Below are 21,626 nucleotides of genomic sequence, written 5' to 3' on the forward strand. Positions count from 1 at the left end.
CCTCTGTGGTTAATGGCTCAGATGAAGGAAGGCCGCACCGCGCATTCCCCCGGCATCGCCGTGGCGCGCGCGCTCAATGCGCGGTACCCTGGCGACCGGCAGAAGATGGCGCGGCAATCGCTGCGCCAGCCCTTCGCTAATGGCCGTAAAGTTAGATAATCCACCGCCGAGCACCAGCAAATCCGGGTCGACAATGGTCAGTATATTTCCCAGACACACCGCCAGCAGATCGAGATAGCGCTCTACATGCGCCTGGGCGCGCGGATCGTGCTGCTGCCACTGCGCCACAATCTCCGGCGAGGTAAGCGGTTGCTGATAAAAATGTTCATACAGCCAGGCGAAACCGCGGCCGGAGAGATAATTTTCAATGCAGCCCAGCTGGCCGCAGCCGCAGCGAAGCAGCGGAAAATCACGCCCGACCACCTCCAGGGCATCCACCGGCAGACGAATATGACCAAACTCGCCGGTGATATAGCTATGTCCGGTAATCGATTTACCGTTCAACACCAGGCCGCCGCCCACGCCGGTGCCGAGGATCAGCCCCATCACCAGCGGGTATTGCGTAAACTCATCGTCCCACGCTTCCGACAGCGCGAAGCAATTGGCGTCATTATCGAGGCGCACATCGCGCCCCAGCCGCGCGCTGAGGTCGGCGCGCAGCGGCCGGCCGCTGGCGGCAGGCACGTTAGCGGCATACAGCGTGCCGTCCGCCGTTTCCGGCATCCCCGGGATACCGATCCCAACCGTCCCCTGCCGGTCGAAGCGCGCATCGGCCTCGCGGACCAGCGCCTCCACCGCCTGGAGAAAATCCTCATAACTGCTTTTCGGCGTGGCGACGCGTTTTTCCCACTGCAGCCGCCGCTCCTGATTAAATACACCCAGCGCTATCTTGCTGCCGCCAATGTCAAATCCATAGTACATTTCAGCAATTCCTCTTGTGTCGTCAGCCAGGCCGACGATGACGATAAATTACTGGCCACTCAGCACCCTCGCCGGGTCGATACGGCTGGCGCGGCGGGCGGGATACCAGCTGGCCAGCAAACTCAGCAACAGTGCTGTCACCAGCACATAAAAGACGTCCAGCCAGTGCAGTTCAGACGGCAGGAAGTCAATAAAATAGATGTCGCCGGAGAGGAATTTATGCCCAATCAGGTATTCGATGCCGTTGATGATTGACGTCAGATTCAACGCGCAGATCACGCCGATCACCACCCCGAACAGGCTGCCTACCGATCCGGCTAATAAACCATACCACACGAAAATCGCGCGAATTAAGCCGTCTTTTGCGCCAAGCGTGCGCAGCACCGCAATATCGCCGCTTTTGTCTTTGACCGCCATCACCAGCGTCGAGACGATGTTGAAGCAGGCCACGCCGATCACCAGTACCATCGCCAGGTACATAATGGCGCGGATCATCTGGATATCGCGATACATATAGCCGTAGGTGCCAATCCAGCTCTTGATGTAGACGTAGCTGTTGGTCACCTCGCCGGCGTCGCGCACCAGCTTGTTAGCATGGAAAACGTCGGTGACCTTGATGGCGATGCCGGTCACGCTGCCGCCCATCTCCAGGTACTGCTGCGCATCCTGCATCGGGATCATGGCAAAACTATGATCGAGCTGGCCGCTCAGCTGTAAAATACCGGTCACATGCAGCCTGACGCGTTTCGGCTGCAGCAGTTGATGGTCGGCGTCGGCGTTAGGGATCATGATCGACACCCAGTCCCCCTGCTTCACGTGCAGGGCATCGGCGACGCCTTTACCCAGAATCACCTGCTGTTCGCCGGCCTTGAAGCCGGCCCACGCGTTATTCTGCACAAAGGTGGGCAGCGCGCTGAGCCGGGTTTCCTGCTGCGGGTCGACCCCTTTCACCTGGATGGCGCGCATATTGCTGCCGCTCTCCACCAGGCCGGTGAAGTTAATATAGGGCGCCGCCGCGACAATCCCCTTCACCTTCTGCACCTTCGCCAGCGCCTCCTGCCAGTTATTCCACGGCTGGTTCACGGGTTCGATTTCACCGTGCGGCACCACCGCCAGCACGCGGTGGTTCAGCTCGCGCTCAAAGCCGTTCATCGCGCTGAGACCGACGATCAGCACCGCCACCCCCAGCGCAATACCGATGGTGGAGATCACCGAGATCAGCGACACCATGCCGCCGCGCCGCCGGCCGCGGCTGAAACGCAATGCAATTAATAACGATAACGGAGAGGCCATTACTCGGCCCCCATCAGGGTCAGATCGGCGGTCAGGCGGCCATCGCGCATCTCCAGCTGGCGGCTCATCCGCTTCGCCAGCTGCAGGTCGTGGGTCACCACCAGAAACGCGGTGCGCTGCGCGAGGTTCAGTTCGCCCAGCAGCTGGAAGATGCTGTCGGCGTTGCGGGCGTCGAGGTTACCGGTCGGCTCATCCGCCAATACCAGCCGCGGCTTGTTCACCAGCGCGCGGGCAATCGCCACCCGCTGGCGTTCGCCGCCGGAGAGCTCCGACGGACGGTGATGGCTGCGGTGTTCAAGCCCGACCGCATGCAGCATCGCTTTCGCCTGACGTTCAATGTCCGCCGGCTTCTTTTTGCCAATCAGCAGCGGCATCGCCACGTTTTCCAGCGCGCTAAAGTCCGGCAGCAGATGGTGGAACTGATAGATAAAGCCCAGCTCGCGGTTGCGCAGGTCGGCGCGCGCGGCGGTAGAGAGCTTGCTCATCGGCTGGCCGGAGAAAATCACGTCGCCAGAGGTGGGCGTATCGAGGCCGCCCAGCAGATGCAGCAGGGTACTTTTACCGGAGCCGGAGGTGCCGACGATGGCCATCATCTCGCCTTCATCAATGCTGAAGCTGACATTGTGCAGGACATCGGTTTGCACATTGCCTTCCTGATAGCGTTTGCACAGGTTGTCGCATTGCAGCAGGATCTTATTCATAACGTAAAGCCTCAGCGGGTTGAGTGGCGGCAGCGCGCCAGGAAGGGTACAACGTAGACAACAATGCCAGCGCCATCGCCACCAGGGCGATCACGACGACCTGCAGCGGCTCAATCGCCACCGGCAGCGCCGCGCCGTCAAGGAAGGCGCCGATGATCGGCATTAAATTATTCAACTGGCTGGCCAGCAGCGCGCCAAGCACGGCTCCCAGCAGCGCGCCGACGATCCCGGCGCTGGCGCCCTGCACCATAAAGACGGCCATAATCTGTCGCGGCGTCAGCCCCTGGGTCTGCAGGATCGCCACTTCGCCCTGCTTCTCCATCACCATCATCCCCAGCGAGGTAATAATATTGAAGGCCGCGACGGCGACGATCAGGCTGAGCAGCAGGCCCATCATATTTTTCTCCATACGCACCGCCTGGAACAGTTCGCCCTTGCGCTCGCGCCAGTCCTGCCACTGGGTGCCCGACGGCAGCGTCTGCTGGCTGAGGGTATCCACTTGCAGCGGTTTATCCAGCCACAGGCGCCAGCCGGTGATATTCCCCAGCGGATAGCGCATCAAACGGGAAGCATCGTCGATGTTGGTCAGCATCTGATAACCATCGACTTCGCTGTTGGCGGCGAAGGTGCCGATGACTGTAAACAGACGCTGGCTCGGCACGCGCCCCATCGGCGTAAACTGGCTGGCGGAGGGGACCATCACGCGAATTTTATCGCCGCGATTCACCCCCAGCTGGCCCGCCAGCTGCTCGCCGAGAATCACGTTATATTTGCCCGCCTGCAGATCGCTCTGTTTGACGTTCACCAGGTACGGTGTCAGGGGATCGTTCTGCGCCGGGTCGATGCCCAGCATCACGCCGACCGCCACGCTGCGCGCGCTCTGCAGCACCACGTCGCCGGTGGTGATCGGCGCCACGCGGGTGACGCCCTGGAGTTTCGCCTCGCGCTCCGGCAGCTGTTGGGGATTCACCGAACCCTGTTTGGCGCTAAGAATGGCCTGGGGCATCAGCCCCAGGATGTTGTTTTGCAGTTCGCGTTCAAAGCCGTTCATCACCGACAGGACCGTCACCAGCGCCATGACGCCGAGGGTAATACCGATGGTGGAAAGCCAGGAGACGAAACGACCGAAGCGGTCGGCTGCGCGCCCGCGCATATAGCGCAGGCCGATAAAGAGTGCGGCAGGTTGGTACATGTCATCCATCTGGTTGCTGATAGCCGATTCCCGAGTATATAAGCGATTAGGGGCAGCGTAAATGACTGATACCTGACGACTTTATTAGCAATAATCCTAAAAATCAAGCAAATACAAACGGATAGATAAGTACTTACTTATTAATCTTTACGCTTATCGACAGCGCTGACCTTTCTTCACTCAACACGCGATGGCAATTCGGGTTGGCGAATCCAGACCAATCGCGGATAATCTCACTATTGAATATCAGCGAGTTGCCCTCCATATCGGCAGAGCGAATCCCTAAGAGACCATGAAACCGTCTATGCCTGAACAATATCGATACTCATTGCCGGTGAAAGCCGGTGACCAGCGCCAGCTTGGCGAGTTGACCGGCGCAGCCTGCGCCACCCTGGTGGCGGAGATGGCCGAACGCCACAAGGGCCCGGTGGTGCTGGTGGCGCCTGACATGCAAAACGCGCTGCGTCTGAACGACGAGATCAGGCAGTTCACCGACAGCCTGGTGATGGGGCTGGCGGACTGGGAAACGCTCCCTTACGACAGCTTCTCGCCGCATCAGGACATTATCTCCTCCCGTCTTGCCACCCTTTACCAGTTACCCACTATGCAGCGCGGCGTGCTGATCGTCCCGGTCAGCACGCTGATGCAGCGCGTCTGTCCGCACAGCTTCCTTCACGGCCACGCGCTGGTGATGAAAAAGGGTCAGCGCCTGTCGCGCGATGCGCTGCGCGACCAGCTCGAGGGGGCCGGCTACCGCCATGTCGATCAGGTGATGGAGCATGGCGAATACGCCACCCGCGGCGCGCTGCTCGACCTGTTCCCGATGGGCAGCGACCAGCCCTACCGCCTCGATTTTTTTGACGATGAAATCGACAGCCTGCGCCTGTTCGACGTCGACAGCCAGCGCACGCTGGAGGAAGTGGCGGCCATTAACCTGCTGCCGGCGCACGAATTCCCCACCGACCAGACCGCCATCGAGCTGTTCCGCAGTCAGTGGCGCGACCGCTTTGAGGTGAAGCGCGACGCCGAGCATATCTATCAGCAGGTCAGTAAAGGGACGCTGCCTGCCGGTATCGAATACTGGCAGCCGCTGTTCTTCAGCGAGCCGCTGCCGCCGTTATTTAGCTATTTCCCGGCCAGCACGCTGATCGTCAACACCGGCGATCTCGAGGCCAGCGCGGAGCGTTTCCAGAATGAAGCCCGCGCCCGCTTTGAAAACCGCGGCGTCGATCCGATGCGCCCGCTCCTGCCGCCGGAACTGCTGTGGCTGCGCAGCGATGAGCTGTTCAGCGAACTGAAAAAGTGGCCGCGCGTTCAGCTGAAAACCGAGCGCCTGGCCGAAAAAGCAGCGAATACCAACCTGGGCTACCAGACGCTGCCGGACCTCGCCGTCCAGGCGCAAAACAAAGCGCCGCTGGATAATCTGCGCCGCTTCCTCGACGCGTTTGCCGGTCCGGTGATCTTCTCCGTTGAAAGCGAGGGTCGCCGGGAAGCGCTGAGCGAAATGCTGGCGCGGATCAAAATTGCGCCGAAACACCTGCTGCGCCTGGAGGAAGCCACCGGCAACGGGCGCTATCTGATGATTGGCGCCGCCGAGCACGGGTTTATCGACAGCCAGCGCGGCCTGGCGCTGATTTGCGAGAGCGACCTGCTCGGCGAGCGCGTAGCGCGCCGTCGTCAGGATTCCCGTCGCACCATTAACCCTGACACGCTAATTCGCAACCTTGCCGAACTGCATATCGGCCAGCCGGTCGTTCACCTGGAACACGGCGTGGGCCGCTATGCGGGGATGACCACCCTGGAGGCGGGCGGCATCACCGGCGAATACCTGATGCTGACCTACGCCAACGATGCCAAATTATACGTTCCGGTCTCCTCGCTGCATCTTATTAGTCGCTACGCCGGCGGAGCGGAAGAGAACGCGCCCCTGCACAAGCTGGGCGGCGATGCCTGGACCCGGGCGCGGCAAAAAGCGGCCGAGAAGGTACGCGACGTAGCGGCCGAACTGCTGGATATCTACGCCCAGCGCGCGGCGAAAGCCGGGTTTGCCTTTAAACACGACCGCGAACAGTATCAGCTGTTCTGCGACGGTTTCCCGTTTGAAACCACGCCGGATCAGGCACAGGCGATCAACGCCGTCCTCAGCGATATGTGCCAGCCGCTGGCCATGGACCGCCTGGTGTGTGGCGATGTGGGCTTCGGCAAGACCGAAGTGGCCATGCGCGCCGCCTTCCTCGCCGTGGAGAACCACAAACAGGTGGCGGTACTGGTGCCGACCACCCTGCTGGCTCAGCAGCACTATGACAACTTCCGCGATCGTTTCGCCAACTGGCCGGTACGCATCGAAATGCTCTCCCGCTTCCGCAGCGCTAAAGAGCAGGCGCAGATCCTCGAGCAGGCCGCGGAAGGCAAAATCGATATCTTGATCGGCACCCATAAGCTGCTGCAGAGCGAGGTGAAGCTGCGCGATCTGGGGCTGCTGATCGTCGACGAAGAGCACCGGTTTGGCGTGCGGCATAAAGAGCGCATCAAAGCGATGCGCGCCGATGTCGATATCCTGACCCTCACCGCCACGCCGATCCCGCGAACGCTGAACATGGCGATGAGCGGGATGCGGGATCTGTCGATCATCGCCACGCCGCCGGCGCGCCGCCTGGCGGTAAAGACCTTCGTTCGCGAATACGATGCGCTGGTCGTGCGCGAGGCGATCCTGCGTGAAACGCTGCGCGGCGGTCAGGTTTACTACTTGTTTAATGACGTCGAGAACATCCAGAAAGCCGCCGACAAGCTGGCGGAGCTGGTGCCTGAGGCGCGGATCGCCATCGGCCACGGTCAGATGCGGGAGCGCGAGCTGGAGCGGGTGATGAATGACTTCCATCACCAGCGCTTCAATGTGCTGGTGTGCACCACCATCATCGAAACCGGGATCGACATTCCCACCGCCAACACCATCATTATCGAACGCGCCGACCACTTTGGCCTCGCCCAGCTGCACCAGCTGCGCGGCCGCGTTGGCCGCTCCCATCACCAGGCCTATGCCTGGCTGCTGACGCCGCATCCGAAGGCGATGACCACCGATGCGCAAAAGCGCCTCGAAGCCATTGCCTCGCTGGAAGATCTTGGCGCCGGCTTTGCGCTGGCGACCCACGATCTGGAGATCCGCGGCGCCGGGGAGCTGCTGGGCGAAGATCAGAGCGGTCAGATGGAGACCATCGGCTTCTCCCTGTATATGGAGCTGCTGGAGAATGCGGTAGATGCCCTGAAAGCCGGGCGCGAGCCGTCGCTGGAAGATCTCACCAGCCAGCAGACGGAAGTCGAACTGCGCATGCCTTCCCTGCTGCCTGATGATTTCATCCCCGACGTCAATACTCGTCTATCGTTCTATAAGCGCATTGCCAGCGCCAAAAACGAACAGGATCTGGAGGAGATCAAAGTCGAGCTGATCGATCGTTTTGGCCGCCTGCCCGACGCCGCCCGCAATCTGCTGGATATCGCCCGTCTGCGTCAGCAAGCGCAGAAGCTGGGGATCCGTAAGCTGGAGAGCAATGAAAAAGGCGGCGTGATCGAATTTAACGAGAAAAACAACGTCAATCCGGTGTGGTTGATCGGCCTGCTGCAGAAGCAGCCGCAGCACTTCCGCCTGGACGGGCCGACGCGCCTGAAGTTCATGCAGGATCTCGAGGAGCGAAAGACGCGGATGGATTGGGTTCGCCAGTTCATGCGCCAGCTGGAAGAGAACGCCGTCGCCTGATCGCAGGGAGATACGGCCGGTACGCCGTATCTCCCTTTTCACATATCTGGCAATCTTTACAAACATTTTGCAATCCGCCTGGATTTCCCCACACAGACTCACGCCATAATCTCATCTCCTTTTTCATATAAAAATAACCAGTTATATATTTTGGAGTTATGGTAATGAGAAACCGTTTCCCCCTGGCGCTGGCGCTGGTCGCGCTGGTTGCCGCGCTGGCGCTGCCTGCGCGCGCTAACACCTGGCCCCTTCCCCCGCCGGGCAGCCGGCTGGTGGGGCAGAATCAGTTCCATGTGGTACAGGATAACGGCGGTTCGCTGGAGGCGATTGCCAAAAAGTACAATGTCGGCTTTCTGGCCCTGCTGCAGGCCAATCCCGGGGTAGACCCCTATGTTCCGCGCGCCGGCAGCGTGCTGACTATCCCCCTGCAAACGCTGCTGCCCGATGCGCCGCGCGAAGGGCTGGTGATCAACCTTGCCGAACTGCGCCTCTACTATTACCCGCCGGGCAAGAATGAAGTGACCGTCTACCCGATCGGCATCGGCCAACTGGGCGGAACCACCATCACACCGACGATGGTCACCACCGTGTCCGACAAGCGGGCTAATCCGACCTGGACGCCAACCGCTAACATTCGCGCGCGCTACAAAGCGATGGGGATTGAGCTGCCGGCGGTGGTGCCTGCCGGTCCTGACAACCCGATGGGCCATCACGCTATCCGCCTTGCCGCCTATGGCGGAGTCTATCTCCTGCACGGCACCAATGCCGATTTCGGCATCGGCATGCGCGTCAGCTCCGGCTGTATTCGTCTGCGCGACAACGATATCAAGGCGCTGTACAACGCGATCTCGCCGGGCACGAAGGTGAATATTATCAACACGCCGATTAAGGCGTCGGTGGAGCCGGACGGCCGCCGTCTGGTCGAAATCCACCAGCCGCTGTCTGAGCATATCGATGACGACCCGCAGACGCTGCCTATTACGCTTAACGCGGCCATGAAGGCGTTCAAACAGGCGCCGCAGACCGACGGTACGGTAATGGAGCGCGCGATGAATTACCGCTCGGGCATGCCCATTGACGTTACCCGTCATGCCGACCCTGGTCCGCAGTCGCTGTAACCTCACGCTGCAGAAAACAAAAAACCCGCCTGACGGCGGGTTTTTTGTTGGCAAGGGTCAAACAGGGGTACAACAGGGTCTTACTCATCGCTGACCGGTGAAGGGGGCCGGGCAGCGACGCATCGGGTTTACTTGTAGATAACCGCGGTACCGTGAAGAGTATTCGGGCCGGTTACCGAAGTAATACGGTATGAGGTGGCGCCCATTTCATCCGCTTTCTGCGCCAGCTGGTCTTCCAGCGACCCCAGGTTAGTCCCTGCGGACGCAGAGATGGTGCCCACTTTATGCTGGCCGGCTGGGGTGGACTGCACCTCAACAGCGGCAAAGCTGGCGAAAGAGAGGGAGCTAAGCACGGCGGCAATAGCCAGAGTATTAACGGTTTTCATGATTATTATACCTATGCAGATGAATTTTATAGTAGGGTCGTAAGCATTAACTTAACGATCGATAGGTAAATAATAATGTGATCTAAGTCACACGTCAACGCATTTTTATAACGATCGTTTAACTATTTATAAAATGCTTAATTTTCATACGCATATGAATTATTTATTTTTGAGCCAACAGCGCTGGCCCCGGCGATCGTTTATTTTTATAATGGCCATTCACCAAACCAACATAGGTACAACGGCATCATGACAACTGACGTTCAAAGTTGCGCCAAAAAAAGCCGTGGCCGACCGAAGGTGTTCGACAGGGATGCGGCGCTGGACAAAGCCATGACACTCTTCTGGCAGCACGGCTATGAGGCGACCTCGCTCGCCGATCTGGTCGAGGCGACAGGAGCAAAAGCCCCCACCCTGTATGCGGAATTTGTGAATAAAGAAGGACTGTTCCGCGCAGTATTGGATCGTTACATTTCGCGCTTTGCCGCGAAGCACGAAGCCGTGCTGTTTGCTGAGGGAAAAACCGTCGATCGGGCGTTGCGCGACTACTTCACCGCGGTCGCCACCTGCTTTACCAGCAAAGAGACGCCGGCCGGCTGCTTTATCATCAATACCTCCGCCGCGCTGGCCGCCTCCTCGACGGATATCGCCAACACCATCAAATCCCGCCATGCGATGCAGGAGCAGGCGCTAACCCAGTTTCTACAGCAGCGGCAAGCGCAGGGCGAACTGCCCGCGGGCCGCGACGTGGCGCAGCTCGCGCAGTTTCTCAACTGTGTCCTGCAGGGGATGTCCATCAGCGCACGGGAAGGCGCCGATTTCGACAAACTGATGCAAATCACTGACACCACTCTCCGTCTCTGGCCGCTGGTCCTCGAGTCCTGATGCGCCCCGCTTCCGGCGGTATTCTGCCGCCGGAACCGCCCGCCGTTTCGCTTTACCCCCACAAAATAGATTGATTTTTATTACCTTTTCTCGCGCAAGATAAACGCAAATGATATTGATTGCGATATTCATTATGTGCAAAATCCTTTTTTGAGTTTTTCCAGATGTTTCGCATTGTAACGAATACCGGCCGACGCCGGCCCATAACAACGACAAAGCAACTTGCTCATAAAAGGAATGGATATGAAAAAGCGCCTCTGGGTGCTCCACCCTCTGCTGCTGGCCAGCGCGCTGCCTGCGCTGGCGGCTCAGTCTGATGAAGACAGCATCATCGTTAGCGCGAACCGCACCCACCGCACCGTGGCCGAGATGGCCCAAACCACCTGGGTCATTGAGGGCCAGGAGATTGAGCAGCAGGTCCAGGGCGGGAAAGAGTTCAAAGACGTGCTGGCGCAGCTGATCCCGGGCATCGATGTCAGCAGCCAGGGGCGCACCAATTACGGGATGAACATGCGCGGGCGCGCCATCGTCGTGCTGATTGACGGCGTCCGGCTCAACTCCTCACGCACCGACAGTCGCCAGCTCGACGCCATCGATCCGTTCAACATCGAACATATCGAAGTGATCTCCGGGGCGACCTCACTGTACGGCGGCGGCAGTACCGGCGGACTTATCAACATCGTCACCAAAAAAGGGCAGCAGGATCGGCAGGTCGATCTTGAGGTGGGCAGCAAGAGCGGGTTTGCCAACAGCAACGATCATGATGAGCGCGTCGCGGCGGCCGTCAGCGGCGGGACAGACCACGCGTCCGGGCGTTTATCGGTAGCCTATCAGCGTTTCGGCGGCTGGTACGATGGCAACAACGATGCGCTGCTCCTCGATAACACCCAAACGGGGCTCCAGCACTCCGACCGTCTGGACGTCATGGGAACGGGGACGATCGAGATCGACGACAACCGCCAGCTGCAGCTGGTCACCCAGTATTATAAAAGCCAGGGCGATGATGACTATGGCCTGTGGCTCGGAAAGAATATGTCCGCGGTGACCAGCGGCGGCAAAGCGTACACCACCGATGGGCTCAATTCCGATCGTATCCCCGGCACCGAGCGCCATCTGATCAGCCTCCAGTACTCCGATGCCGACTTCTTCGGTCAGAATCTGGTGAGCCAGGTGTACTATCGCGATGAATCCCTCACCTTCTATCCGTTCCCGACGCTCAGCAAAGGCCAGGTCAGCAGTTTCTCCTCGTCGCAGCAGGATACCGATCAGTATGGGGCAAAGCTGACCCTGAACAGTCAGCCGCTGGCGGGCTGGGATCTCACCTGGGGTCTCGACGCCGATCATGAGACCTTCAATGCCAATCAGATGTTCTTCGATCTGCAACAATCGCTGGCTTCCGGTGGGCTGCACAACGAATCGATCTATACCACCGGCCGCTACCCAGGATACAGCATCTCCAACGTCGCGCCGTTCCTGCAGTCAAGCTACGATCTGAACGATATCTTTACCATTAGCGGCGGGGTTCGCTACCAGTGGACCGAAAACCGGGTTGACGACTTTGTCGGCTACGCCCAGCAACAGGATATCGCCAACGGCAAAGCGCGCTCCGCCGACGCCATCAAAGGCGGCAAAACCGATTATGACAACTTCCTGTTTAACGCCGGGATCGTCGCCCATCTGACCGAGCGTCAACAGACCTGGTTTAACTTCTCGCAGGGCGTTGAGCTGCCGGATCCGGGTAAATACTATGGCATCGGGAAATACGGCGCCGCGGTCAATGGTCATCTGCCGCTGCTCTCCAGCGTCAACGTCGATGACTCGCCGCTGCAGGGGATCAAAGTTAACTCGTATGAGCTGGGCTGGCGCTACACCGGCGATAACCTGCGCACCCAGCTGGCGGCGTATTACTCGACTTCGGATAAGACCATCGTGGTCAACCGTACCGACATGACCATCGATGTTCAGTCCGACAAGCGGCGTATTTACGGCGTTGAGGGAGCGGTCGATTACTTTATTCCGGACAGCGACTGGAGCGTCGGCGGCAACTTCAACGTGCTGAAATCACAGGTGCAGACCGATGGCCGCTGGCAAAAATGGGACGTCACCCTCGCCTCGCCGTCCAAAGCCACCGCCTGGGTAGGCTGGGCGCCGGATCCGTGGAGCCTGCGCGTGCAGAGCCAGCAGGTGTTTGACCTCAGCGACGCCGCCGGCAACAAGCTGGAAGGCTATAATACCGTCGATTTTATCGGCAGTTACGCGCTGCCGGTGGGGAAACTGACCTTCAGTATCGAAAACCTGCTTAACGAAGATTATGTCACCATCTGGGGCCAGCGCGCGCCGCTGCTCTACAGCCCAACCTACGGCAGCTCGTCGCTGTATGAATATAAAGGCCGTGGCCGTACCTTCGGTCTGAATTACGCGTTAACTTTCTGACAAAAAAAGCCCCTCAGCCTGAGCGATTGAGGGGCTAATCATTACACACATCTGTTTTTAGATTTTGTTGTTCAGGACCAGCTGGCCGTTGTTGTCCAGCGGGATCTGGCTGCCAGGATCGTGATCCATACGGATTTTCCCCTGCTGATCGCCTATCTTATAGGTCACATCGTAGCCCAGCATTTTGTCGGATTTGTCATACACCGTTTTGCAGCGCTGCTGCGTGGTGGTGTAGGTGTCGTTATCCTGCATCGCGCCCTGGATCTGGTTACCGGCATAGCCGCCGCCCAGCGCGCCCACCACCGTCGCCACGCTGCGTCCGTGACCGCCGCCGAACTGGTGGCCAATCACCCCGCCCGCCACCGCGCCCAGCACGGAACCGGCGATGCGGTTTTCATCCTGTACCGGACGACGATGGGTCACGGTGACATTGCGGCATTCCTGGCGCGGCGTCTTCACGGTTTCTTTAATCGGTGTACTGGAGACCACTTGCGCATACTGCGGGCCGCGATCTAACACGTTGAGACCAGCGACAGCTGCAACGCCCAGCGCGGCAGCCACGCCTATCCCTATACCCGCCAACATAGATTTATTCACGGGAGATCCTCCTTTGTTGCTGTTGATACAATTTTGCAACCGGACCCGGGAAGGCGCAAATCAGATAGCGGATGAAAAGTGCGAGAATTCGCTGCAAATCAAAGGGATTCAGAGGATTCCGAGCGGGATCCCCGCCGGTTCAGCAGAAGAGCCCGGAGGCGCCGCCAGGGCGCGCTCCGGGTCGCGATAGCGATTAGTGCAGCTTGAGACGCGGGCGAATGATGCGGTTGATGCGCCCAACCAGCATCATCAGGCCGGTTTTGAAATAGCCGTGCAGGGCGATCTGGTGCATACGGTACAGGGAGATGTACACGAAGCGCGCAATGCGCCCTTCCACCATCATCGAGCCGCGCATCAGGTTGCCCATCAGGCTGCCGACGGTGGAGTAATTGGACAGCGACACCAGCGAGCCATGGTCTTTATAGGTATACGCCTTCAGCGGTTTGCCTTTCATCTGCGCGAGGATGTTATTCAGCGCGCAGGTGGCCATCTGGTGCGCCGCCTGAGCACGCGGTGGCACAAACCCGCCTTCCGGACGGGCGCAGGAGGCGCAATCGCCGATGGCGAAAATATCCGCGTCGCGGGTGGTCTGCAGCGTCGGCTCAACCACCAGCTGATTGATACGGTTGGTTTCCAGGCCGCCGATCTCTTTCATGAAATCTGGCGCTTTGATCCCGGCCGCCCAGACCATCAGATCCGCTTCAATATATTCGCCATCTTTAGTGTGCAGGCCGCCCGCATCGGCGCTGGTGACCATGGTCTGCGTCAGCACCCGTACGCCCAGCTTGGTCAGCTCATTGTGCGCCGCGCCAGAAATGCGCGGCGGCAGCGCAGGCAGAATGCGTTCGCCCGCTTCGACCAGCGTGACGTTCAGCGCTTCGTTGGTCAGCCCTTTGTAACCGTAGCTGTGCAGCTGTTTCACGGCATTATGCAACTCAGCGGAGAGTTCCACGCCGGTGGCGCCGCCGCCGACGATGGCAATGTTCACTTTACCGTTAGCGCCAAGGTTCGCGGAGTACTTAAGGAACAGGTTGAGCATCTCCTGATGGAAACGACGCGCCTGATGCGGGTTGTCGAGGAAAATGCAGTTCTCTTTCACCCCAGGGGTGTTAAAGTCATTCGAGGTACTGCCCAGCGCCATCACCAGCGTGTCGTACGGCAGTTTACGCTCAGCCACCAGCAGCTCGCCTTTTTCATTGCGCAGTTCGCCGAGGGTGATGGTCTTCCCTTCGCGATTGATATCGACCACCGATCCCAGCTGGAACTGGAAGCCGTGGTTGCGGGCATGGGCCAGATAGCTCAGCGCATCAACGCCTTCATCCAGAGAACCGGTGGCCACTTCGTGCAGCAGCGGCTTCCACAGATGGCTGTGGTTACGGTCCACCAGGGTGATTTTCGCTTTCTTATGGCGCCCTAACTTTTTCCCCAGCTGAGTTGCCAGTTCCAGTCCGCCTGCGCCGCCACCCACAATTACGATTTTTTTCAATGGCGTAGTCATGTGTACCCCTAAAATTATTAACCAATTGTTAAATAAAAGTTATTAAAATAGCCTTTATTTAACAACAAGTTACGTCAATGAAACCATTCAGCACTGTCGAGAATACCATGAACGGTGCATTGGTCATACCAAAATTGATGTGCATCAAGTTTTGTCGCGTATTTTTTCAGCGAAACCAATAAGTGTAGACATGAAAAAACCCGCGCGGTGAACCCGGCGCGGGTTTGGATACAGGGGAAAAAGGCTTAACCGAGGGTTTTAAACGCTTTCAGCCGCTGCAGGTGCGGCGAGATGTTTTTAAACTTATGGGTCTGCTCTTCATCCCAGATAATTTCATAATAGTGGTGCAAAAGGTCGGCGGAACGCTGGCTGTCCAGCGCTTCGTCCTGCCGGGAAAGCACCACCAGGCAGCGATCGCGGTTCTTCTCGCGAAAGTTGGTCACGCACTTGGTGGCGATGTCAGCATACTCTTCCGGTCGGTCGATTTTGCCTTCCATATTCTCATGCGGAAACAGGTTCGGATTGAACACCGCCTGACGAATATCGCACAGGAAACCAATCCGCTCAGCCCAGTAACCGCCGAGTCCAACGCCGCAGATCAGCGGCCGGTCATCGGCGGTAAGCTGCAGCATTTTATCGACCTCTTTCAGCAAATGCTGCATGTCGTGCTTGGGGTGGCGCGTGCTGTAGCTTATCAACCGCACGTCAGGGTCAATAAACTGCAACTGCATCACCTTTTCGTGGTTACCGGGGCTGTTCGAGTCAAAACCGTGTAAATAGATAATCATCGCATCCTCACCAGACAACAACGCCCCGCAGAGCGTTACGCGGACTTCGCCTCTTGCCAGCGCGCATGAAGCTGCTCCAGCTGGGCACTCACCGTTTTCCAACGGGCTGAATCCCTTAACTCCTGACGGGAAAAGGAACCTTTATGATACAATTTCGTAACACGCTCTGCTTTGATCGGCGACAGGTTATCCAGCACACTGACCGCGCCCTTACGATTATTGCAGACCAGTATCATATCGCAACCGGCGTCGAGCGATGCCTGGCCGCGTTCGGCATAGCTGCCCATGATCGCCGCCCCTTCCATCGACAGATCGTCGGAGAAAATCACCCCGTCGAAGCCCAGCTCGCCGCGCAACACCGTCTTCAGCCAGTACGCTGAACCGCTGGCCGGGCGCGGATCGAGCTCCGGATAAATCACATGCGCCGGCATAATGGCATCCAGACGCTGCTCGGCGATAAGGCTTTTGAATATCGCCATATCGTGGTCGCGGATGACCGATGCCGGACGCGGATCGAACGGGGTTTCTTTGTGCGAATCGGCAGTCACCGCCCCGTGTCCCGGGAAGTGTTTGCCGGTGGTTTTCATGCCCGCAGCGTGCATGCCGTCAATGAAGTGACGCGCCATCGTCAGCGCTTTCTGCGGATCTTCATGATAAGAACGTTCGCCGATCGCGGCGCTGATATGGCCGACGTCCAGCACCGGCGCAAAGCTAATATCGATGTCCATGGCGATCATTTCGCTGGCCATCAGCCAGCCGGCCTCGGCGGCCAGTTTGCCCCCCTCTTCCATCCCCAGCAGCGCGGCGAAAGACTGGGCCGCCGGTAAACGGGTAAAGCCTTCGCGGAAACGCTGAACGCGTCCCCCTTCCTGATCGACCGCCACCACCAGATGGTTACGGGAGGCTTCGCGGATCTGGCGCACCAGCTCCCGCAGCTGCGCCGGATCGTGATAATTTCGGGTGAAGAGGATCAACCCTCCCACCAGCGGATGCGCCAGAATCTCTCGCTCTTCCGCATCCAGTTCATACCCTTCAACATCCAACATCACTGGGCCCACACTGACCTCTCTTATCCTTTGCGTTCGTTGTCTAACTGACACCATGTTTCATCTGCCAGCGTGATAAATTGCCGATCCCCGCTCTGCCGCCAGCGCATTTCATACCAGCCCGCCATCAGCAGCAGTACCCACGGACGCCAGCGCGCCACCTGCCGCCATAGCTGCTGCGGGTCGATGGCCGCCCGCCGGGCATACGCCGTCACCAGCTGGCGGCGCTCGCCCGGGGCGATCCATACGGCGGCCAGCTCCAGCGCGATATCGCCATCGCCGGCATATTCCCAGTCGATCAGCTTCAGACCGGCGTCGCTGTGGATAATATTGCCGGCATGGACGTCCATATGCAGCGGCGCCAGGCGCAGAGGACGAGGCTCGCCCCGGCGGCACAGCCGCTGATGCCAGCGTAGCCAGCGCGGCGTACGCCGGGCCGGATCGCTCCTTTGCCAGTACTGCGCCAGCAGCGGCCCGAGACTAACACGCCAGCCAAACCGCGGTTGCTGATGCAAATCATACAATAAGGCAGACAGCTGCGGGCAGTCAGGTAACTCGCTTTTCACCTCACCCGCGCAATACTCCACCACCATCCAGCAGGGCGAGTAAAACAGGGGGTTGGGCGCCAGCCTGGCAGGCAGCCGGCGCAGCGCGCGATACTGACGGCGAAAATAACAGGCAGCGGCAGACGGGTCGTGCGGCTGACGCAGCACTCGTCGCCGTTCGCCGTCGCTGATAATCACACTGCCGCCGCTGAGGCCGGTCTGGCTCAGCGAGGCGACAGGATGATAGTGGGGAAAGAAGCGCGACAAGAGCTCGTCGCGCGTTAGCTTATTGTTGCTGAACAGCACCTTTACCTGACCAGATAATCTCGCCGGTTTGCACCAGCATCAACTGCATCTTCAGCTCAGGCGCGTTGACGTTGCCGGTGGCATTGGAGTAAAGCACATACTGCGCGCCCACATTGCGGGCGATGCCCATGGCTTTGCTGCGGCTGCCGAGGCTGTCCTGCGGCGACAGGCCCAGCTGCTGCTTGGCGACCGCCAGCTGCTGCGGTGAAACAAGGGTAAATTTGCCGTTGCCCGCCAGCGCGTTGCGTAACGCGGTGGTAGCTTCTCCGGCATTCAGCGAACCGTTGGTGCGGTTGTTCACGCTGTCAACCAGCAGAATACTGCCGGCATTGACCCCGCCCGCCTGCAGCATCTGTCCCACCATCGGCTGCACCGCGCCGTTCCAGTCATAATGACGCACGCGCGGCGCCGGCTGACCCGACTGCTGATCCTGATGCTCAATCGGTCCTGGCTGTGACGGGACGGATGGCACCGCCGGTACCGTCGGCACCGTGGGCTGCGGCTGCGCAGGCTGCTGCGGCTGCGGTTTGGCCTCTTCTACCGGCGCGGGCTGCTCACGCAGCCCCGCACAGCCTGCGAGGAATATCGCCAGTGCTGTGATTAACGCATAGCGACACATTTTCATCATTATAATTACCCCTTACAGATAAAGATAAAGGCGGGCCTTATGCGCCCCCAGGATATTGGCGCTGCCATACAACGTCACCGAGGAGCGAGCCGGAACCACGATGGTGCGCGGCGCCTCCAGAGGGTGCATCTCCAGCCCTCGGGCGTCATACCAGAAAAAACGATAATGCACGGTGACCGGCTGTTGGCGCTCGTTATACAGCGTAGAGGAGGCGGTGGCCTGGATCTCCGTCGCCACGACGACAGGCTCGCTGGCGCTGATCCCGGCGGCCAGCACGCTCGACTCCATCACCAGCGCCTGCTGGTCAGAAACCGGGATCTCCGGATGTGAACTACATCCGGCTAGCAGCCCCGCCGCCAGACACGCGCCCAAAAGGGTCCTGAGCATGACGTTAGCCTTTGTGCGCCAGCATCGGACCCAGCGGACGACCGCCCAGCAGATGCATATGGATATGGTAAACTTCCTGGCCGCCGTGACGGTTGCAGTTGACGATCAACCGGTAGCCATCGTCGGCGAGGCCTTCATCGCGGGCAATCTTCGCCGCGACGGTCATCATCCGGCCCAGGGCCAGTTCATGTTCAGTGGTAACGTCATTTACGGTAGGAATCAGAACGTTCGGGACAATCAGAATGTGGGTGGGCGCCTGCGGGGAGATGTCGCGAAAAGCGGTCACAAGCTCATCCTGATAAACCATATCCGACGGGATCTCCCGGCGAATGATTTTGCTGAAAATCGTTTCTTCTGCCATGACTGATTCCTTATTAGTTTTATCCCGTACGCTGGCCTGCTTCTGCAGATAAACGCGGACGCACAGGTTACGGTAAGAGTATGAGCGACATCCTCCCTCTCTTTCAACCTGAAAGCTCTTTTTCTTATTCAACTATAGACTTAGCTGCTGAGGGAATAAGCATTTGGCGGACAGTTTGCGGGGTTATCGCCTCTGGAAGGCCGATCTGGTGACGTAAAAAAGGCAGCCAGTTGGCTGCCTTAGTCTCCCCGATACTACGTCTTAACTGTTACGGATGTACTCATCCATTTCAGTTTTCAGGTTATCGGACTTGGTACCGAAGATGGCCTGTACGCCAGAACCTGCCACTACCACGCCAGCGGCGCCCAGTTTTTTCAGGCCAGCCTGGTCAACTTTCGCTACATCCGCCACGCTAACACGCAGACGAGTAATACATGCGTCGAGGTTGGTGATGTTCTCTTTACCGCCGAAAGCGGCGACCAGAGCCGGAGCCATCTCGCTGGTTGCGCCAGCTTTGCTCTCTTCGGTGGTATCTTCACGACCCGGGGTTTTCAGATCCAGGGCTTTAATCAGCACGCGGAAAATGACGTAGTACACGATCGCATAGCAGATACCGACGATCGGGAACAGCCACAGCTTGCTGCTGTTACCGGACAGCACGATAAAGTCGATCAGGCCGTGAGAGAACGAGGTACCGTCACGCATACCCAGCAGGATACAGATCGGGAACGCCAGACCCGCCAGGATGGCATGGATAACGTACAGGATCGGCGCCACGAACATGAACGAGAACTCGATCGGCTCGGTGATACCGGTCAGGAACGAGGTCAGCGCGGCGGAGATCATGATACCGCCTACTTTGGCGCGGTTTTCCGGTTTAGCAGAGTGCCAAATCGCGATAGCCGCTGCCGGCAGACCGTACATTTTGAACAGGAAGCCGCCAGACAGTTTGCCCGCAGTCGGGTCGCCTGCCATGTAGCGCGGGATATCGCCGTGGAATACCTGACCCGCCGCGTTGGTGTATTCGCCGATCTGCATCTGGAAAGGAACGTTCCAGATGTGGTGCAGACCAAACGGCACCAGGCAACGCTCGATGAAACCGTAGATACCAAACGCCACCACCGGGTTCTGATAAGCAGCCCACTGGGAGAAGGTCTGGATCGCGGAACCGATCGGCGGCCAAATGAAGGAGAGGATCACGCCAGTGAAGATAGCGGCCAGACCAGAGATAATCGGTACAAAGCGCTTGCCCGCAAAGAAGCCGAGATATTCTGGCAGCTTGATGCGATAGAAGCGGTTGAACATGTACGCGGCGATAGCACCGGAGATAATACCGCCAAGCACGCCGGTATCAGCCAGGTGTTTTGCCGCAATCTCGTCAGCAGGTAAATGCAGCACCAGCGGCGCAACCACCGCCATGGTTTTCACCATGATGCCGTAAGCTACGACTGCAGCCAGTGCGGATACACCGTCGTTATTGGTGAAGCCGAGGGCCACACCGATAGCGAAGATCAGCGGCATGTTGGCGAAAACAGAACCGCCTGCTTCTGCCATGACGTGGGAGACCACGGCTGGCAGCCAGCTGAAGTTTGCGGAACCGACGCCCAGCAGGATACCTGCGATAGGCAGTACGGATACCGGCAGCATCAGCGATTTACCGACCTTCTGCAGGTTAGCAAATGCATTCTTAAACATAATTGAGAGTGCTCCTGAGTATTTGGTACTTTTTTACGTTTTCACGCATTGGCCCGGGGGGAGAACCGCGCCGTGGACAGGACATCTAAGCGCCCTTTATTTATTACACAGAGTAAAATAATTAACGGGATGATTGTTTGACGGCTATCACGTTTCAATCAGCCTTCCGGTAAAAATTTACATCAGCTTACATAAGTTGTATCCAGATGTTGCCAAAAAACCTTCACCGCCACTTTTGTGGCGGTGAACTTTACTCGCTTTGGCTATTAATTACGAGCCTTAAAATAATAAGCAGATCAAGCAGGTTGCAAGCGGGCGGGGTCAATGTGGAACAGCGTGGCAAAATTGTCGGTGGTCTGCTGAGCCAGTTGCTCCAGCGACACACCCTTCAGTACCGCCATGTATTCAGCAACGTCACGAACCATCGCCGGCTGGTTCTCTTTGCCGCGATGGGGTACCGGCGCCAGGTACGGCGAATCGGTCTCCACCAGCAGACGATCCAGCGGAACATAGCGCGCCGCATCGCGCAGTTGCTCGGCGTTACGGAAAGTGACGATACCGGAAAACGAGATATAGAACCCCATGTCGAGCAGCTTACCCGCCGTCTCCCTGTCCTCAGTGAAACAGTGTAGTACGCCTCCGCAATCCGTCACCTTTTCTTCACGTAAAATGGCCAGGGTATCGGCGCGAGCGTCACGGGTATGCACGATCACTGGCTTATTCAACTCCCGGCCGATGCGGATATGGTCACGGAATGAGGTTTGCTGCTGGGCTTTGGTTTCCGGGGTATAAAAATAATCCAACCCGGTCTCTCCCATCGCGACGACGCCCTCTTCCGCCGCCAGCGTGCGCAGCGTATCCACCTCGTAGGGCTCGTCCTGGTTTAACGGGTGCACGCCACAGGAGAAAACGACATTGTCACGCCTCCCTACCAGCTCGCGCATGCTGCGGTAGCCAGGCAGCGTCGTGGCGACCGCCAGGCAAAATTTCACATCGCGCGCGGCCGCTTTTGCCAGCACTTCATCGACGTTTTTGTGCAGAGTTTGATAATCCAGACCATCAAGATGGCAGTGGGAGTCGACTAAAAACATAATG

Annotated in this window: 22 protein-coding genes; 5 read left to right on the forward strand and 17 right to left on the reverse strand. The window is 58.6% G+C overall.

What is annotated here, in order from left to right; translation table 11 throughout:
* Positions 1–9: 9 nt before the first annotated feature.
* The 5 genes from nagK to ACOI7D_RS02770 form a co-directional block, all read right to left on the reverse strand.
* On the reverse strand, positions 10–921 hold the full coding sequence (gene nagK / locus ACOI7D_RS02750) for an N-acetylglucosamine kinase (protein ID WP_044522096.1): 912 nt from the start codon (positions 919–921) through the stop codon (positions 10–12).
* 48 nt (positions 922–969) lie between these two features.
* Positions 970–2,214, reverse strand: a complete 1,245-nt coding sequence (gene lolE, locus ACOI7D_RS02755) for a lipoprotein-releasing ABC transporter permease subunit LolE (RefSeq protein ID WP_023289152.1) — start codon at positions 2,212–2,214, stop codon at positions 970–972.
* Positions 2,214–2,915, reverse strand: a complete 702-nt coding sequence (gene lolD, locus ACOI7D_RS02760; RefSeq protein WP_032452447.1) for a lipoprotein-releasing ABC transporter ATP-binding protein LolD — start codon at positions 2,913–2,915, stop codon at positions 2,214–2,216. The genes lolE and lolD overlap by 1 nt, the downstream gene beginning before the upstream one ends.
* Positions 2,908–4,107 carry a lipoprotein-releasing ABC transporter permease subunit LolC gene (lolC, locus tag ACOI7D_RS02765; protein ID WP_023289151.1) on the reverse strand — a complete coding sequence of 400 codons (1,200 nt, stop codon included), beginning with the start codon at positions 4,105–4,107 and terminating at the stop codon, positions 2,908–2,910. The genes lolD and lolC overlap by 8 nt, the downstream gene beginning before the upstream one ends.
* A 133-nt stretch (positions 4,108–4,240) precedes the next feature.
* Positions 4,241–4,372, reverse strand: coding sequence for a hypothetical protein (locus tag ACOI7D_RS02770; RefSeq protein ID WP_032428740.1), 132 nt, complete (start codon positions 4,370–4,372; stop codon positions 4,241–4,243).
* 39 nt (positions 4,373–4,411) lie between these two features.
* On the opposite strand from ACOI7D_RS02770, the gene mfd reads away from it, so the two are divergent.
* Both mfd and ldtC read left to right on the forward strand, forming a co-directional pair.
* The gene (gene mfd / locus ACOI7D_RS02775) at positions 4,412–7,858 is read left to right on the forward strand and encodes a transcription-repair coupling factor (protein WP_032452446.1); all 3,447 of its coding nucleotides are present in this window, start codon (positions 4,412–4,414) and stop codon (positions 7,856–7,858) included.
* 164 nt (positions 7,859–8,022) lie between these two features.
* On the forward strand, positions 8,023–8,976 hold the full coding sequence (gene ldtC / locus ACOI7D_RS02780; protein WP_023289149.1) for a L,D-transpeptidase LdtC: 954 nt from the start codon (positions 8,023–8,025) through the stop codon (positions 8,974–8,976).
* 128 nt (positions 8,977–9,104) lie between these two features.
* On the opposite strand, the gene bhsA is transcribed toward ldtC, so the two are convergent.
* Positions 9,105–9,362: a multiple stress resistance protein BhsA gene (bhsA, locus tag ACOI7D_RS02785; RefSeq protein WP_002900788.1), complete on the reverse strand. Its 258-nt coding sequence runs from the start codon at positions 9,360–9,362 to the stop codon at positions 9,105–9,107.
* 133 nt (positions 9,363–9,495) lie between these two features.
* On the opposite strand from bhsA, the gene ACOI7D_RS02790 reads away from it, so the two are divergent.
* Positions 9,496–9,615 (forward strand): hypothetical protein, encoded by a 120-nt coding sequence (locus ACOI7D_RS02790; protein WP_162543133.1) that lies wholly within the window; start codon positions 9,496–9,498, stop codon positions 9,613–9,615.
* A complete protein-coding gene (locus ACOI7D_RS02795; RefSeq protein ID WP_023289148.1) occupies positions 9,612–10,247 on the forward strand; it encodes a TetR/AcrR family transcriptional regulator in 636 nt (211 codons plus the stop codon). Before ACOI7D_RS02790 ends, ACOI7D_RS02795 begins: the two co-directional genes overlap by 4 nt.
* Positions 10,248–10,299: 52 nt before the next feature.
* On the opposite strand, the gene ACOI7D_RS02800 is transcribed toward ACOI7D_RS02795, so the two are convergent.
* Complete coding sequence (locus ACOI7D_RS02800; protein ID WP_004140642.1) at positions 10,300–10,422, reverse strand: hypothetical protein; 123 nt, start codon at positions 10,420–10,422, stop codon at positions 10,300–10,302.
* Positions 10,423–10,490: 68 nt separating this feature from the next.
* Here ACOI7D_RS02800 and ACOI7D_RS02805 point away from each other — a divergent pair, with 68 nt between their 5' ends.
* Entirely contained in the window at positions 10,491–12,680 is a 2,190-nt protein-coding gene (locus tag ACOI7D_RS02805; protein ID WP_048297236.1) for a TonB-dependent siderophore receptor, read from the forward strand.
* Positions 12,681–12,737: 57 nt separating this feature from the next.
* Here ACOI7D_RS02805 and ACOI7D_RS02810 read toward each other — a convergent pair whose 3' ends face one another.
* From ACOI7D_RS02810 to ACOI7D_RS02855, 10 genes are all read right to left on the reverse strand, one after another.
* Positions 12,738–13,277, reverse strand: a complete 540-nt coding sequence (locus tag ACOI7D_RS02810) for a glycine zipper 2TM domain-containing protein (protein WP_002900781.1) — start codon at positions 13,275–13,277, stop codon at positions 12,738–12,740.
* A 193-nt stretch (positions 13,278–13,470) separates the two neighbouring features.
* Entirely contained in the window at positions 13,471–14,775 is a 1,305-nt protein-coding gene (locus ACOI7D_RS02815) for an NAD(P)/FAD-dependent oxidoreductase (protein ID WP_008805997.1), read from the reverse strand.
* A 245-nt stretch (positions 14,776–15,020) separates the two neighbouring features.
* Positions 15,021–15,563: an alpha/beta hydrolase YcfP gene (gene ycfP, locus ACOI7D_RS02820; protein ID WP_002900775.1), complete on the reverse strand. Its 543-nt coding sequence runs from the start codon at positions 15,561–15,563 to the stop codon at positions 15,021–15,023.
* A 35-nt stretch (positions 15,564–15,598) separates the two neighbouring features.
* Positions 15,599–16,609: a beta-N-acetylhexosaminidase gene (gene nagZ, locus ACOI7D_RS02825; protein WP_072199202.1), complete on the reverse strand. Its 1,011-nt coding sequence runs from the start codon at positions 16,607–16,609 to the stop codon at positions 15,599–15,601.
* 23 nt (positions 16,610–16,632) lie between these two features.
* Positions 16,633–17,460: a thiamine kinase gene (gene thiK, locus ACOI7D_RS02830; protein WP_049014604.1), complete on the reverse strand. Its 828-nt coding sequence runs from the start codon at positions 17,458–17,460 to the stop codon at positions 16,633–16,635.
* A complete protein-coding gene (gene lpoB, locus ACOI7D_RS02835) occupies positions 17,441–18,079 on the reverse strand; it encodes a penicillin-binding protein activator LpoB (protein ID WP_072096711.1) in 639 nt (212 codons plus the stop codon). The genes thiK and lpoB overlap by 20 nt, the downstream gene beginning before the upstream one ends.
* Positions 18,080–18,100: 21 nt before the next feature.
* Positions 18,101–18,475, reverse strand: coding sequence for a YcfL family protein (locus tag ACOI7D_RS02840; RefSeq protein WP_004204572.1), 375 nt, complete (start codon positions 18,473–18,475; stop codon positions 18,101–18,103).
* Between the two features lie 4 nt (positions 18,476–18,479).
* Positions 18,480–18,836, reverse strand: coding sequence for a purine nucleoside phosphoramidase (gene hinT / locus ACOI7D_RS02845; protein WP_032452442.1), 357 nt, complete (start codon positions 18,834–18,836; stop codon positions 18,480–18,482).
* A 261-nt stretch (positions 18,837–19,097) separates the two neighbouring features.
* Positions 19,098–20,531 carry a PTS glucose transporter subunit IIBC gene (gene ptsG, locus ACOI7D_RS02850; RefSeq protein ID WP_002900680.1) on the reverse strand — a complete coding sequence of 478 codons (1,434 nt, stop codon included), beginning with the start codon at positions 20,529–20,531 and terminating at the stop codon, positions 19,098–19,100.
* A 296-nt stretch (positions 20,532–20,827) separates the two neighbouring features.
* Entirely contained in the window at positions 20,828–21,622 is a 795-nt protein-coding gene (locus ACOI7D_RS02855) for a metal-dependent hydrolase (protein ID WP_109547543.1), read from the reverse strand.
* Positions 21,623–21,626: the final 4 nt, after the last annotated feature.

The organism is Klebsiella sp. C360, from assembly GCF_048822415.1.
GTDB lineage: Bacteria > Pseudomonadota > Gammaproteobacteria > Enterobacterales > Enterobacteriaceae > Klebsiella > Klebsiella quasipneumoniae.